Source organism: Streptomyces sp. NPDC093089 (assembly GCF_044754405.1).
Taxonomy (GTDB): domain Bacteria; phylum Actinomycetota; class Actinomycetes; order Streptomycetales; family Streptomycetaceae; genus Streptomyces.
In genome coordinates, this window is the sequence record NZ_JBIVPA010000012.1 from 1 (window position 1) to 12,490 (window position 12,490).

The following is a 12,490-nucleotide window of genomic DNA, read 5'->3' on the forward strand; positions in this document are numbered from 1 at the left end:
AGGCTCGTCTACCAGTCCCGCAGCGGCGCCCCCCACGTCCCGTGGCTGGAGCCCGACATCTGCGACCACCTGGAGGAGCTGCACGGCGCCGGGGTTCCCGCCGCCGTCATGGTCCCGATCGGCTTCGTCTCGGACCACATGGAGGTCCTGTACGACCTCGACACCGAGGCCACGGCGAAGGCGGCCGAGCTCGGCCTGCCCGTCCGGCGCTCCGCCACCGTCGGCGCCGACCCCCGCTTCGCCGCGGCCGTCCGCGAGCTCGTCCTGGAGCGGGCCGCCCGCGAGCGGGGGATCCGCACCGAGCGGTGCGCCCTCGGCGCCCTCGGGGCCTCCCACGACCTGTGCCCGATCGGCTGCTGCCCCGCCAGGGCCGAACGGCCGGCCGCCGCCGGAGCCGACAGCCCGTACGCGTAAGGAGACAGCGTGACCGACCCCCTGCTCACCGAACTGCTCGACCTCGCCCTGGAGGCCGCGCGGCGGGCCGGCGCCCTCCTGCGCGACGGCCGCCCGGACGACCTCGCGGTGGCGAAGACCAAGTCCAGCGCCATCGACGTGGTCACCGAGATGGACATCGCCGCCGAGAAGCTGATCACCGGCTTCCTCGCCGAGCACCGGCCCCAGGACGGTCTCCTCGGCGAGGAGGGCGCCGCCACCCCCGGCACCAGCGGGATCCGCTGGGTCATCGACCCGCTCGACGGCACCGTGAACTACCTGTACGGCCTGCCCACCTGGGCCGTCTCCATCGCCGCCGAACGCGACGGCGAGACCGTGGTCGGCGTGGTCGAGGCACCGATGCGCGGCGAGACCTACCGCGCGGTCCTCGGCGGCGGGGCGTACGAGGGGGACCGGCGCCTCGCCGCGCGCCCCTCGCCCACGCTCGACCAGGCCCTCCTCGGCACCGGCTTCGGGTACGTCCAGGCCCGCCGCGCCCACCAGGCGGACGTCGCCCGGCACGTGATCCCGATGGTCCGCGACATCCGCCGCGGCGGCTCGGCCGCCATCGACCTCTGCGACGTCGCGGCCGGCCGCCTCGACGCGTACTACGAGCGCGGGCTCAACCCCTGGGACCTCGCCGCCGGGGCGCTCATCGCCCGCGAGGCGGGCGCCCTGACCGGCGGCCGCCCCGGGGAGCCGGCGTCCGGGGAACTGACCCTCGCGGCCTCCCCCGGGCTCTTCGGGCTCCTCCAGGAGCTCCTGGAGGAGCTGGGGGCCTGGCACGACTAGCGCGGCCGCGAGGCGGACGCACGAGGGCCCCGGAGCCGGGAGCGGCGCCGGGGCCCTCGTGCGTGCACGGGCGTGATTGCGGGTCGGTCGGTGGAGACGGGTCAGACGCCCGGCGCGGCGACCTCCACGCCGTGCTCGGCGGCCAGGCGGTGCAGGTCGTCCAGCTCCGCCTGCTCGACGTCCGCCAGGTAGTCGTCGCCCGTCTCACGAGCTCGCGTGAGGTCCGTCTGCGTGGTCCTGATGCGGTGCAGCAGTCCTGCGGTGAAAGCGTCCATCGTGCGCCCCCTCGTCGTGGGTCCGGTGGCACGGGGGTGTGCCGAGGGTGGGTGGATCACACACTGTGGCCCCTGGGGGACAGGGAGCGTCAGGTGGCGCGCGCCACATACAGGGCGTGATCACGGGGTGTGCAGTCGTCCTCCCCAGCCCCTTCCTCACAGAAACCTCAACTGGCCCGTGAATCAGGTGAATTCTTCGCGCCCTGCCGCGCGCCCCCCGCTCACCACCCACCCGCCCCCGGCGCCCGCACGACCGCCTTACAGCCGGTTTACGCGCGTACGGGGCAGGATGGACACGCACAGTCAGTGCGCGGAATCCAGCCGGTCCCCACCCCGGACAGCGGCTCGACGGGAAGGAAGAACGACGTGCGCGTACTCGTCGTCGAGGACGAGCAGCTGCTCGCCGATGCGGTGGCCACCGGACTGCGCCGGGAGGCCATGGCCGTCGACGTCGTGTACGACGGCGCCGCCGCCCTGGAGCGGGTCGGCGTCAACGACTATGACGTCGTCGTCCTCGACCGCGACCTCCCGCTCGTCCACGGCGACGACGTCTGCCGCAAGATCGTCGAGCTGGGCATGCCCACCCGCGTCCTGATGCTCACCGCCTCCGGCGACGTCAGCGACCGCGTGGAGGGCCTGGAGCTCGGCGCGGACGACTACCTCCCCAAGCCCTTCGCCTTCACCGAGCTCACCGCGCGCGTGCGCGCCCTCGGCCGGCGGACGACCGTGCCGCTCCCGCCCGTCCTGGAGCGCGCCGGCATCAAGCTCGACCCGAACCGCCGCGAGGTCTTCCGCGAGGGCAAGGAGGTCCAGCTCGCGCCCAAGGAGTTCGCCGTCCTGGAGGTCCTCATGCGCAGCGAGGGCGCCGTCGTCTCGGCCGAGCAGCTCCTGGAGAAGGCCTGGGACGAGAACACCGACCCCTTCACCAACGTGGTGCGCGTCACCGTCATGACCCTGCGCCGCAAGCTCGGCGAGCCGCCGGTCATCGTCACCGTGCCCGGCTCCGGGTACCGGATCTGACCTGATGGCCACCACACCGGCGCCCCACCCGCAGGCGCCACCGAAACCGACCTGGGACCCCCGGGACCCGGTCAGGCCGCTGCTGCGCCCGACCATCCGGATACGGCTCACGCTGCTGTACGGCGGGATGTTCCTCATCGCGGGCATCCTGCTGCTGTCGATCATCTACCTCTTCACGGCGCAGGCGCTCAGCGACAGCGCGGCCCAGCTGCCGTTCAAGATCGTCAAGGGTGAGGTGCAGCCGACCACCTCCTGGTGCCAGCTGCCCAACACGGGCACCGGCGAGCAGTTTAACGACGCCGTCTCGGTCTGCCTGCGCCACCAGAGCGACCTGGCCCTCGACGACCTCCTGCGCCGCTCCCTGTTCGCCCTGCTCGGCCTGAGCATCATCGCCTTCGCCTTCGGCTACGCCATGGCGGGACGGGTGCTCTCGCCGCTCGGCCGGATCACCCGCACCGCCCGCCAGGTGGCCGGCTCCGACCTGGCCCGGCGGATCGAGCTGGACGGCCCCGACGACGAGCTCAAGGAGCTCGCCGACACCTTCGACGAGATGCTGGAGCGCCTGGAGCGGGCCTTCACCGCGCAGCAGCGGTTCGTCGCCAACGCCTCGCACGAGCTGCGGACCCCGCTCGCGATCAACCGCACCCTGCTGGAGATCCACGTCTCGGACCCCGAGGCGCCCGTGGCGCTCCAGCAGCTGGGCAAGACGCTGCTCGCCACCAACGAGCGCAGCGAGCAGCTCGTCGAGGGCCTGCTGCTGCTCGCCCGGAGCGACAACCAGATCATCGAGCGCAAGGCGGTCGACCTCGCCGAGGTCGCCTCCCGGGCGATCGACCAGACGCACGCCGAGGCCGTGGCCAAGGGCGTGGAGATCCGGCGCGAGCTGGGTCCCGCGGTCGTCCAGGGCAACGGCGTCCTGCTGGAGCGGATCGCGCTGAACCTGCTCCAGAACGCCGTGCGGTACAACGTGCCGGACGACGGCTGGGTGGAGGTCTCGACGGAGACCGAGCACGGCCAGGCGGTCCTGGTCATCTCGAACACGGGGCCGATCGTTCCCGCGTACGAGATCGACAACCTCTTCGAGCCGTTCCGCAGGCTCCGCCAGGAGCGGACCGGCAGCGACAAGGGGGTCGGTCTCGGCCTGTCGATCGCCAGATCCGTGGCCCGCGCCCACGGCGGCCGTATCATCGCGGAGCCCCGCGAGGGCGGAGGTCTCGTGATGCGTGTCACTCTGCCGATCTGACACACTGCACGAGCCGACCGGTTCCGTTCGCTTTGCGCGGAATTCCGGGGCCCTGATTCTGAGACGCTCATGTGTGATCGATCACAGGAGGGGGTGTCCGGACCTCCACTCTCCGTGACCGAGAAATCCCTCGGAAAACCAGGAAAAGTCCGGGTTTCCGGGGCCCGGAATGACGGGAAGTACACGGGGTGGCGCCTGTGTAGGGCGCCCGGAGGACCGTGTACGGTCCGGTTCGCCACCCGAAGCCGATCACTCGCGAGAGCGTGCGACGGGTGTCGATTGAGTAACAGACCTTGATGTGAGGCAAAATCTCCGCCTCAGGTCGGGCACAAGTCCGACCTCTCACGCGTTACGTGCGCTGGAGACACCGCAACCACCCAGAGGGGGAGAGCGACATGGCAACGGATTACGACACCCCACGCAAGACCGACGACGACGTCGACTCGGACAGCCTTGAGGAACTGAAGGCCCGCCGGAACGACAAGTCGACCTCGACCGTCGACGTCGACGAGTTCGAGGCCGCCGAAGGCCTGGAGCTTCCCGGCGCCGACCTCTCGAACGAGGAGCTGGCCGTCCGGGTCCTGCCCAAGCAGGCCGACGAGTTCACCTGCATGAGCTGCTTCCTCGTGCACCACCGCAGCCAGCTGGCCAGGGAGAAGAACGGCCAGCCGATCTGCCGCGACTGCGACTGAGGTCGCCCGGCCGTGGCAGGCGACACCCCGTCCCGGAAGCGGCGTCTGCGGCTCCCCGGGAGCCGTGAGGCGTACAAGGGCGGCTCAGGCCCGGCAGAGGGTGCCCAGGAGGCTCCCGAAGCCGTGCAGGCCGCATCCCTGCCCTCCCTCGGCGCACGTGACGACGAGCGAGGCCTCGCGGCCTCGCTCGAGGCGGCGGCCGAGTCCGACCCGGCAGCGCCGGCGGAGCAGGAGGCGGGACGGACCGGCGGGCACGACGTGGCGCGGCAGGACGGACGCCTCGGCGCCGTCAAGCGCCTCGCCGACCCCGCGCGGGCCCGGCTCGACAAGATCAGGATCGATTCCGAACGGATCGACGCCGTCCGGCGCGGCGTCGCACAGGGCGTGCGACGCAGCGGCGACAGCGCCAAGGCCGGCATCGGCTATCTCGCCGACCGGCTGATCGACCTCGCCCCGCGGATCCCCGTCCGCGACCTGGCGACCCTGCGCAAGCAGTTCCCCGGGCTCGACCCCGAACGGCTCGCGGACAAGCTCGTCACGGGCGCCGCGAACGCGAGCTCCACCGTGGGCGCCGGCATCGGCGCCGCGGCCATGCTCCCGGTCCCCCCGGCCATGCCGGCCGAACTGGCGGCCGAGATCACCGGCGTCGCCGCCGTGGAACTCAAGCTCATCGCCGAGCTGCACGAGGTCTACGGACTGCGGCCCCCCGGCCGGATCACCCAGCGCTCGGCGGCCTACCTGGCCTCCTGGGCCGAGGAGCGGGGCATCGACCCCACCAAGCCCACCACCGTCAACGCGGCCCTCGGCGGCCAGCTCAAGCGCGAGCTGCGCCAGCAGATCATGAAACGCATGGTGCGCAACCTGCCGAACCTGATGCCCTTCATGGTCGGCGCCGCCGTCGGCGCGGTCATGAACCGCCGCGACACCAAGAAGCTCGCCGCCCGCATCCGCAAGGACCTGCGCGCCCGCCAGATCCCCTGGGACGCCCTCCGCGACCTGCCTCCCCTGGAGCAGCCCGAGAACCCCAAGGAACTGGGCTTCTAGGGGGCGCCCTGCCGATCGGGCCGGTTGTCGATCGGGTCGGCAACGGCCCCCGACGACGGCACGGACGACCCAGGGGCCCCGAAGGGCCCCTGGGGTCGAGACGCCGCCGGCCGTCAGTCCTCGGCGCCGGACCGTTCGGCCTCCAGGGCCGCGACCAGCGCCTCCGGCTCGCGGCTGGACAGGTACACGTACGGCGTCGGGTCCGCCGGGTCCGTCACCTCGACCCGTACCGCCCCGGGCACGTAGCTGCGCATCAGCATGAAGGCGCGCGGGTCGGCCTTGTGCGTGCGCCAGGCGCGCGCCTCCTCCGCGTCGAGCGCCTCGGCCGCCCCGAGCGCCGCGACCGGGATCCGCGCGTCGCCCGCCACCAGCGAACCGGCCACCACCCGGATCCGGGCGGAGCCGTACGAGGAGACGCCCATCCCGGCGAGGACCGTCGCCACGATCAGGCCGCCCAGCATCGGGACCGTACCCAGCGGGAACATGATCAGGCCGCCGGAGAGACCGATCAGACCCGCGATCACCCACCACGAGCGGGGCGCCGTCAACCGCTCGTCGAAGCGCGGCGCGGCGGAGGGCGCGGGGGAGGGGGTCGGGGACGGTGCGGAAGGCTGCATGCGCCCAAGCTTGGCACGGCGCGACCGGCGCCCATCCGCGCGGGTAAGGTCTGCGCCTGTGACTGCAACATCTGCCGCCCTCACCCCGCCGGCCGACGCCATACCGCCGGTACGCCACCCCGACGCGCCGGCCCCCGGCGAGCTGCTCGGTGCGCACTACGAGTACTGCTTCGGGTGCGGCGGCGGGCAGCCCCACGGCCTGCACCTGGAGGCGCGGGCGGGCGAGGGCGTGACCGTCACCGCCGAGTTCACGGTGACCCCCGACCACCAGGGCGCCCCCGGCCTCGCGCACGGCGGCGTGCTCGCCACCGCGCTCGACGAGACCCTCGGCTCCCTGAACTGGCTGCTGCGGGTCATCGCCGTGACCGGACGCCTGGAGACCGACTTCGTCCGGCCCGTCCCCGTCGGCACCGTGCTCCACCTGGAGGCCGCGGTCACCGCCGTGCACGGCCGCAAGATCTTCTCGACCGCGGTCGGCCGGATCGGCGGGCCCGAGGGCCCCGTCGCCGTCCGCGCCGACGCCCTCTTCGTCGAGGTCAAGGTCGACCACTTCATCGACAACGGCCGCCCGGAGGAGATCCAGGCCGCCATGTCCGACCCCGACCAGGTCCGGCGCGCCCGCGCCTTCGAGGTGAACCCCTGATGCGCAACCCTGTCGACGTACTGATCCGCCGCGTGGACCCGGAGGTGCCGATCCCGGCCTACGGGCACCCCGGCGACGCCGGGGCGGACCTGGTGACCACCGAGGCCGCCGAGCTCGCCCCCGGCGAGCGCGCCGTGCTGCCCACCGGGGTCTCCATCGCCCTGCCGGACGGGTACGCGGCCTTCGTGCACCCGCGCTCCGGTCTCGCGGCCCGCTGCGGAGTGGCGCTGGTGAATGCCCCGGGGACGGTGGATGCCGGGTACCGTGGAGAGATCAAGGTGATCGTGGTCAATCTCGACCCGCGCGAGACCGTGCGGTTCGAACGATTCGACAGGATCGCCCAACTTGTCGTCCAACAGGTCGAGAAGGTGCGCTTCCACGAGGTGGCGGAACTTCCCGGCTCGGCGCGGGCCGAGGGGGGCTTCGGGTCCACCGGCGGTCATGCCGCCGTGGACGGCACTACGGGTGGGAATCGATACGCTTCGGTCGTATCCGACCGGGAAGGACAGTGACGTGTTCGGACGTCGCAAGAAGAGCGGTGCCGCCGAGGACGCGGCGGGCGAGGCCGAGCAGGTCGTCGACGCGGTGGACGGCGAGGACGCGGACGACGCGGCCCCGCGCCGTGTGAACCTTCCGCCGGCGCCCCGGCCCGACGGGCCCTGGGACATCTCCGAGGTGGCCAAGCCCGACGAGGGCCGCGTGGACCTCGGCGGCGTGTTCGTGCCCGGAGTCGAGGGCATGGAGCTGCGGGTGGAGGTGGCCGGTGACGCGATCGTCGCCGCCACCGTCGTGCTGCGCGACAGCGCCGTACAGCTGCAGGCCTTCGCCGCCCCCAAGAACGAGGGCATCTGGGGCGAGGTCCGCGACGAGATCGCCACGGGCATCGTCCAGCAGGGCGGTGTCATCGATGAGGTCGAGGGTCCCCTGGGCTGGGAACTGCGGGCCCAGGTGCCCGTACAGCTGCCGGACGGCAACCGCGGTGTGCAGCTGGTCCGCTTCGTGGGCGTCGACGGACCCCGCTGGTTCCTGCGCGGAGTGATCTCCGGGCAGGGCGCCGTGCAGCCCGAGGCCGCCGGACTCCTGGAGCAGATCGTCCGGGACACCGTCGTCGTCCGCGGCGACGGCCCGATGGCCCCGCGCGACCCGATCGTGCTCAAGCTGCCGAACGACGCGCAGATGGTGCCGGACGGCGTGCAGCAGGAGGAGCAGGAGAACTCCCGCTTCTCCGGCGGCATGGGACAGCTCCAGCGCGGCCCGGAGATCTCCGAGATCCGCTGAGCACCCTCGTTTCGAACGGCGGAGTTCCCCAGACTCCGCCGGGCACGCTCGTTCGCACCGGCGGAGTCCACCCCGACTCCGTGGGCATGTTCGTTCAGACCGGCTGAGTCCACCCCGACTCCGCCGGGCACCCCTGCTTCGCCCGGTGGGCCGTTTCCCGTACGCCTTCGTACGGGAAACGGCCCACCGGCCGTTCCGGCAAGCGTTTTCCACAGGGCCGGCCTCCGGCTCTGGCCGTGGGGGCGACCGCGGACCATACTGGCGGGCGCACATGTTCGAGGAGGGGGAACTCAGGTGAGTGAGAGCAGCACGGGGTCCGCGACGGCCGTGGCCGAGGACCCGGCCGCCCTGCCGATGGTCCGCGTCGAGGACCTGCGCCGTTCGTACGGCACGGGCGAGGCGGCCGTCCACGCCCTGCGCGGTGTCTCCTTCGAGATCCCGCGCGGCGAGCTCGTCGCGCTCAAGGGCCGCTCGGGCTCCGGCAAGACGACCCTGCTCAACCTGGTGGGCGGCCTCGACAGCGCCGACGGCGGCCGGATCGTCATCGACGGCACCGACCTCTCCACGCTCGGCGAGAGCGGGCTCCTGGAACTGCGCCGCGACCGGATCGGCTTCATCTTCCAGTCCTTCGGACTGCTCCCCATCCTCTCCGCCGCCGAGAACGTCGGCGTGCCGATGCGCCTGCGGAAGGCGGACCCCAAGGAGCGCGAGGAGCGGGTCGCCCTGCTCCTCGGCCTCGTCGGGCTCGCCGACCACGCCGAGCAGCGGCCCGGCGAGCTCTCCGGCGGTCAGCAGCAGCGCGTCGCCATCGCCCGCGCCCTCGCCAACAAGCCGGCCCTGCTGATAGCCGACGAACCCACGGGACAGCTGGACGCCGAGACCGGCCTCGCCGTCATGCAGCTGCTGCGCGCCGTGGTCCGCAGCGAGGGCTGTACGGCCCTGGTCGCCACCCACGACCCCCAGCTCCTGGTCCTGGCCGACCGGGTCCTGGAGCTGAGCGACGGCGAGATCGTCGAGCTCTGAGGGACCGTGCGCGGCGGGCGGGCGGGCCCGGATGGGGCCGCCCGCCCTGGGAAGCCCTCCGCGTCGAGGGGCCCGCCCCGGGAGGATCAGCCCTCCGCGCGAGGGGTCCGCCCCGGGGAGGCTCAGCCCTCCGGGACGAAGGGTCCGCCCCGTGAGGATCAGCCCTCCGCCCGAGGGGCCCGCCCCGTGAGGATCAGCCCTCCGCGCCCAGCTCCGCCGGGGGCTCGGACATGACCTCGCGTACCTCGATGGGCATGTTGATCGGGGCGCCGCCGGGGCCGGGCGCCGCCGAGACCTCGGCCGCGATGGCCAGGGCCCGCTCCTGGGAGGGGACCTCGACGATCCACCAGCCGGCCAGGAACTCCTTCGTCTCGGCGAAGGGGCCGTCGGTCACCAGGGCCGAGCCGTCCGCGGCCGCCCGGACGATCCGCGCCGTCTCCGGCATCGCGAGCCCCTGCGCGTCGACCAGCTCGCCCGCCGCCGCCAGCTTCTCGTTCGTGGTCCGCATGAACGCGATGTGCGCCCGGACCTCCTCCGGCTGCCACTCCCCGATCGAGGGGACGTCGAGGCTCTGCGCGTTGAACTGCATCAACAGCATGTACTTCACGGGGTGCTCCTCGGATGCGCGTCACGTCCCGGGCGGCGCCCGGGGTCACTGTCACGGTGAGGTCGGAGCCGGTCCGGCGTTCTCGACATCCGGGGCCGACGGAATCGACATCAGAATCACGTCAATACCGCACCGGGGCCCCTCCCCGTGCGCGGAATGTCCGTTTGGCTGGACGTATGGTCGAGCCATGGGACGCGGCAAGCTTCGGATCTACCTCGGCGCTGCGCCGGGCGTCGGCAAGACCTACGCGATGCTCTCCGAGGGGCACCGGCGGGTGGAGCGCGGCACGGACTGCGTGGTGGCCTTCGTGGAACACCACGGACGGCCGCGCACGGAGGTCATGCTGCACGGCCTGGAGCAGGTGCCGCGCCGCACCCTGGCGTACCGGGGGACGGCCTTCCCCGAGATGGACATCGACGCGGTCCTGGCACGCCGGCCCGCCGTCGCCCTGGTGGACGAGCTCGCCCACACGAACGTGCCGGGGTCCAGGAACCCCAAGCGGTGGCAGGACGTCGCCGAGCTCCTCGCCGCCGGCATCGACGTGGTGTCGACGGTCAACATCCAGCACCTGGAATCGCTCGGGGACGTCGTCGAGTCGATCACCGGGGTGCGGCAGCGGGAGACCGTCCCCGACGAGATCGTGCGCCGGGCGGACCAGATCGAGCTGGTCGACATGAGCCCGGAGGCACTGCGGCGCCGCATGGCCCACGGCAACGTCTACACCTCGGACAAGGTCGACGCGGCCCTCTCCAACTACTTCCGCCCCGGCAACCTCACCGCCCTGCGCGAGCTGGCGCTGCTCTGGACCGCCGACCGGGTCGACGAGTACCTCCAGCAGTACCGGGGCGAGCACAACATCCGCTCGACCTGGCAGGCACGGGAGCGGATCGTCGTCGGCCTGACCGGCGGACCCGAGGGACGCACCCTGATAAGACGGGCCACCCGGCTGGCCGAGAAGGGCGCCGGAGGCGAGGTCCTCGCCGTCTACATAGCCCGCAGCGACGGACTCACCTCGGCCTCGCCGAAGGAGCTCGCCGTCCAGCGGACCCTGGTCGAGGACCTCGGCGGCACGTTCCACCACGTCATCGGCGACGACATTCCCTCCGCGCTCCTGGAGTTCGCCCGCGGGGTCAACGCCACCCAGATCGTGCTGGGCTCCAGCCGCCGCCACTCCTGGCAGTACGTGTTCGGGCCCGGCGTCGGCCAGACCGTCGCCCGGGACTCCGGGACCGACCTCGACGTCCACATCGTCACCCACGGCGAGGTGGCCAAGGGGCGGGGCCTGCCGGTCGCGCGCGGCGCCCGGCTCGGCCGCTCCCGCATCCTCGGCGGCTGGGTCGTCGGCGTCGCGGGACCCGCCGCCCTCGCCCTGCTCCTCACCCATGTCGACGCCGATCTCGGGCTCGCCAACGACATGCTGCTCTTCCTCGCCCTGACGGTCTCCGCGGCCCTCCTCGGCGGGTTCGCGCCGGCGCTCGCCTCGGCCGTCGCGGGCTCGCTGCTCCTCAACTGGTTCTTCACCCCGCCGATCCACCGGCTCACCGTCGCCGACCCCAAGAACATCGTCGCCATCGCCGTCTTCCTCGGCGTCGCGATGGCGGTCGCCTCGGTCGTCGACCTCGCCGCCCGCCGCACCCACCAGGCGGCCCGGCTGCGCGCCGAGTCCGAGGTCCTCTCCTACCTCGCGGGCAGTGTGCTGCGCGGCGAGACCAGCCTGGACGCCCTCCTCGAACGGGTCCGCGAGACCTTCTCCATGGAGTCGGTGGCCCTCCTGGAGCGCGTCGACGAGGTCGAGCCGTGGACACGGGCGGCGAGCGTGGGGCCCCACCCGGCGGCGCGGCCGGATGACGCCGACGTCGACATGCCCGTCGGCGACCACCTGGCCCTCGCCCTCAGCGGCCGGGTGCTGCCCGCGGAGGACCGGCGGGTGCTCGGCGCCTTCGCCGCCCAGGCCGCCGTAGTCCTCGACCGGCAGCGCCTGGTCGGCGAGGCCGAGGAGGCCAGGAAACAGGCCGAGGGCAACAAGATCCGCACGTCGCTGCTCGCCGCCGTCAGCCACGACCTGCGGACCCCCCTCGCGAGCATCAAGGCCTCCGTCTCCTCGCTCCGCTCCGACGACGTCGAATGGTCGGAGCAGGACCGGGCCGAACTCCTGGAGGGCATCGAGGCCGGCGCCGACCGCCTCGACCACCTCGTCGGCAACCTCCTCGACATGTCCCGCCTCCAGACCGGCACCGTCACCCCCCTGATCCGGACCGTCGACCTCGACGAGGTCGTCCCCATGGCCCTCGGGGGAGTCCCCGACGGCAGCGCCGAGCTCGACATCCCCGAGTCGCTGCCCATGGTCGCCGTCGACAAGGGACTCCTGGAGCGGGCCGTCGCCAACATCGTCGAGAACGCCGTCAAGTACAGCCCCGAGGGCGTGCCCGTCGCCGTCGCCGCCAGCACCCTGGGCGACCGGGTCGAACTGCGGGTCGTGGACCGCGGTCCCGGCGTGCCCGACGAGGCCAAGGACGGCATCTTCGAGCCCTTCCAGCGCTTCGGCGACGCCCCGCGCGGCTCCGGCGTCGGCCTCGGGCTCGCGGTGGCCCGCGGTTTCGTGGAGTCCATGGGCGGCACGCTCGGCGCCGAGGACACCCCCGGTGGCGGCCTCACCATGGTCCTCACCCTCCGGGCCGCGCCCGGCGGGCCCCCGGCCCCGCCCGCCGACCTCCCGGCGCACGCCGTGACCTGAACCCGCGCCGGCGCCACTGCCGCTCGCACGTATCCGTATCCGCTCCCGCGCCCGTCCCCGTATCCGCACCACCCCGCCCCCGCACCACAC

14 protein-coding genes are annotated in these 12,490 nt (G+C 72.9%); 11 read left to right on the plus strand and 3 right to left on the minus strand.

Going from position 1 to position 12,490, the window contains the following annotated elements; all coding sequences use genetic code 11:
- Both ACIQFX_RS26760 and ACIQFX_RS26765 read left to right on the plus strand, forming a co-directional pair.
- On the plus strand, window positions 1-414 hold a 414-nt coding region (locus ACIQFX_RS26760; protein WP_402468233.1), incomplete at its 5' end, for a ferrochelatase.
- Window positions 415-423: 9 nt separating this feature from the next.
- Window positions 424-1,224 (plus strand): inositol monophosphatase family protein, encoded by an 801-nt coding sequence (locus ACIQFX_RS26765; RefSeq protein ID WP_402468236.1) that lies wholly within the window; start codon window positions 424-426, stop codon window positions 1,222-1,224.
- 101 nt (window positions 1,225-1,325) lie between these two features.
- Here the strand turns inward: ACIQFX_RS26765 and ACIQFX_RS26770 are convergent, their stop codons facing one another.
- On the minus strand, window positions 1,326-1,499 hold the full coding sequence (locus tag ACIQFX_RS26770) for a hypothetical protein (RefSeq protein ID WP_017237673.1): 174 nt from the start codon (window positions 1,497-1,499) through the stop codon (window positions 1,326-1,328).
- A gap of 366 nt (window positions 1,500-1,865) precedes the next feature.
- Between ACIQFX_RS26770 and ACIQFX_RS26775 the strand changes: the two genes are divergently transcribed.
- The 4 genes from ACIQFX_RS26775 (at window position 1,866) to ACIQFX_RS26790 (ending at window position 5,498) form a co-directional block, all read left to right on the plus strand.
- Window positions 1,866-2,519: a response regulator transcription factor gene (locus ACIQFX_RS26775; RefSeq protein ID WP_017237674.1), complete on the plus strand. Its 654-nt coding sequence runs from the start codon at window positions 1,866-1,868 to the stop codon at window positions 2,517-2,519.
- Between the two features lie 4 nt (window positions 2,520-2,523).
- The gene (locus ACIQFX_RS26780) at window positions 2,524-3,762 is read left to right on the plus strand and encodes a sensor histidine kinase (RefSeq protein ID WP_402468240.1); all 1,239 of its coding nucleotides are present in this window, start codon (window positions 2,524-2,526) and stop codon (window positions 3,760-3,762) included.
- A 395-nt stretch (window positions 3,763-4,157) separates the two neighbouring features.
- Window positions 4,158-4,454, plus strand: a complete 297-nt coding sequence (locus ACIQFX_RS26785) for a DUF4193 domain-containing protein (RefSeq protein WP_003955561.1) — start codon at window positions 4,158-4,160, stop codon at window positions 4,452-4,454.
- Window positions 4,455-4,466: 12 nt separating this feature from the next.
- Window positions 4,467-5,498, plus strand: a complete 1,032-nt coding sequence (locus ACIQFX_RS26790; RefSeq protein ID WP_402468243.1) for a hypothetical protein — start codon at window positions 4,467-4,469, stop codon at window positions 5,496-5,498.
- 113 nt (window positions 5,499-5,611) lie between these two features.
- Here ACIQFX_RS26790 and ACIQFX_RS26795 read toward each other — a convergent pair whose 3' ends face one another.
- Entirely contained in the window at window positions 5,612-6,115 is a 504-nt protein-coding gene (locus ACIQFX_RS26795; protein WP_402468246.1) for a DUF3093 domain-containing protein, read from the minus strand.
- A 58-nt stretch (window positions 6,116-6,173) separates the two neighbouring features.
- Here ACIQFX_RS26795 and ACIQFX_RS26800 point away from each other — a divergent pair, with 58 nt between their 5' ends.
- The 4 genes from ACIQFX_RS26800 (at window position 6,174) to ACIQFX_RS26815 (ending at window position 9,059) form a co-directional block, all read left to right on the plus strand.
- Complete coding sequence (locus ACIQFX_RS26800) at window positions 6,174-6,758, plus strand: PaaI family thioesterase (RefSeq protein WP_367824398.1); 585 nt, start codon at window positions 6,174-6,176, stop codon at window positions 6,756-6,758.
- Window positions 6,758-7,270 (plus strand): dUTP diphosphatase, encoded by a 513-nt coding sequence (gene dut / locus ACIQFX_RS26805; protein WP_366305517.1) that lies wholly within the window; start codon window positions 6,758-6,760, stop codon window positions 7,268-7,270. The genes ACIQFX_RS26800 and dut overlap by 1 nt, the downstream gene beginning before the upstream one ends.
- A 1-nt stretch (window position 7,271) precedes the next feature.
- Complete coding sequence (locus ACIQFX_RS26810; RefSeq protein WP_402468251.1) at window positions 7,272-8,036, plus strand: DUF3710 domain-containing protein; 765 nt, start codon at window positions 7,272-7,274, stop codon at window positions 8,034-8,036.
- Between the two features lie 294 nt (window positions 8,037-8,330).
- Window positions 8,331-9,059 (plus strand): ABC transporter ATP-binding protein, encoded by a 729-nt coding sequence (locus ACIQFX_RS26815; RefSeq protein WP_402468253.1) that lies wholly within the window; start codon window positions 8,331-8,333, stop codon window positions 9,057-9,059.
- 193 nt (window positions 9,060-9,252) lie between these two features.
- On the opposite strand, the gene ACIQFX_RS26820 is transcribed toward ACIQFX_RS26815, so the two are convergent.
- Window positions 9,253-9,657: a YciI family protein gene (locus ACIQFX_RS26820; protein WP_402468786.1), complete on the minus strand. Its 405-nt coding sequence runs from the start codon at window positions 9,655-9,657 to the stop codon at window positions 9,253-9,255.
- 196 nt (window positions 9,658-9,853) lie between these two features.
- Between ACIQFX_RS26820 and ACIQFX_RS26825 the strand changes: the two genes are divergently transcribed.
- A complete protein-coding gene (locus ACIQFX_RS26825; RefSeq protein WP_402468256.1) occupies window positions 9,854-12,400 on the plus strand; it encodes a DUF4118 domain-containing protein in 2,547 nt (848 codons plus the stop codon).
- Window positions 12,401-12,490: the final 90 nt, after the last annotated feature.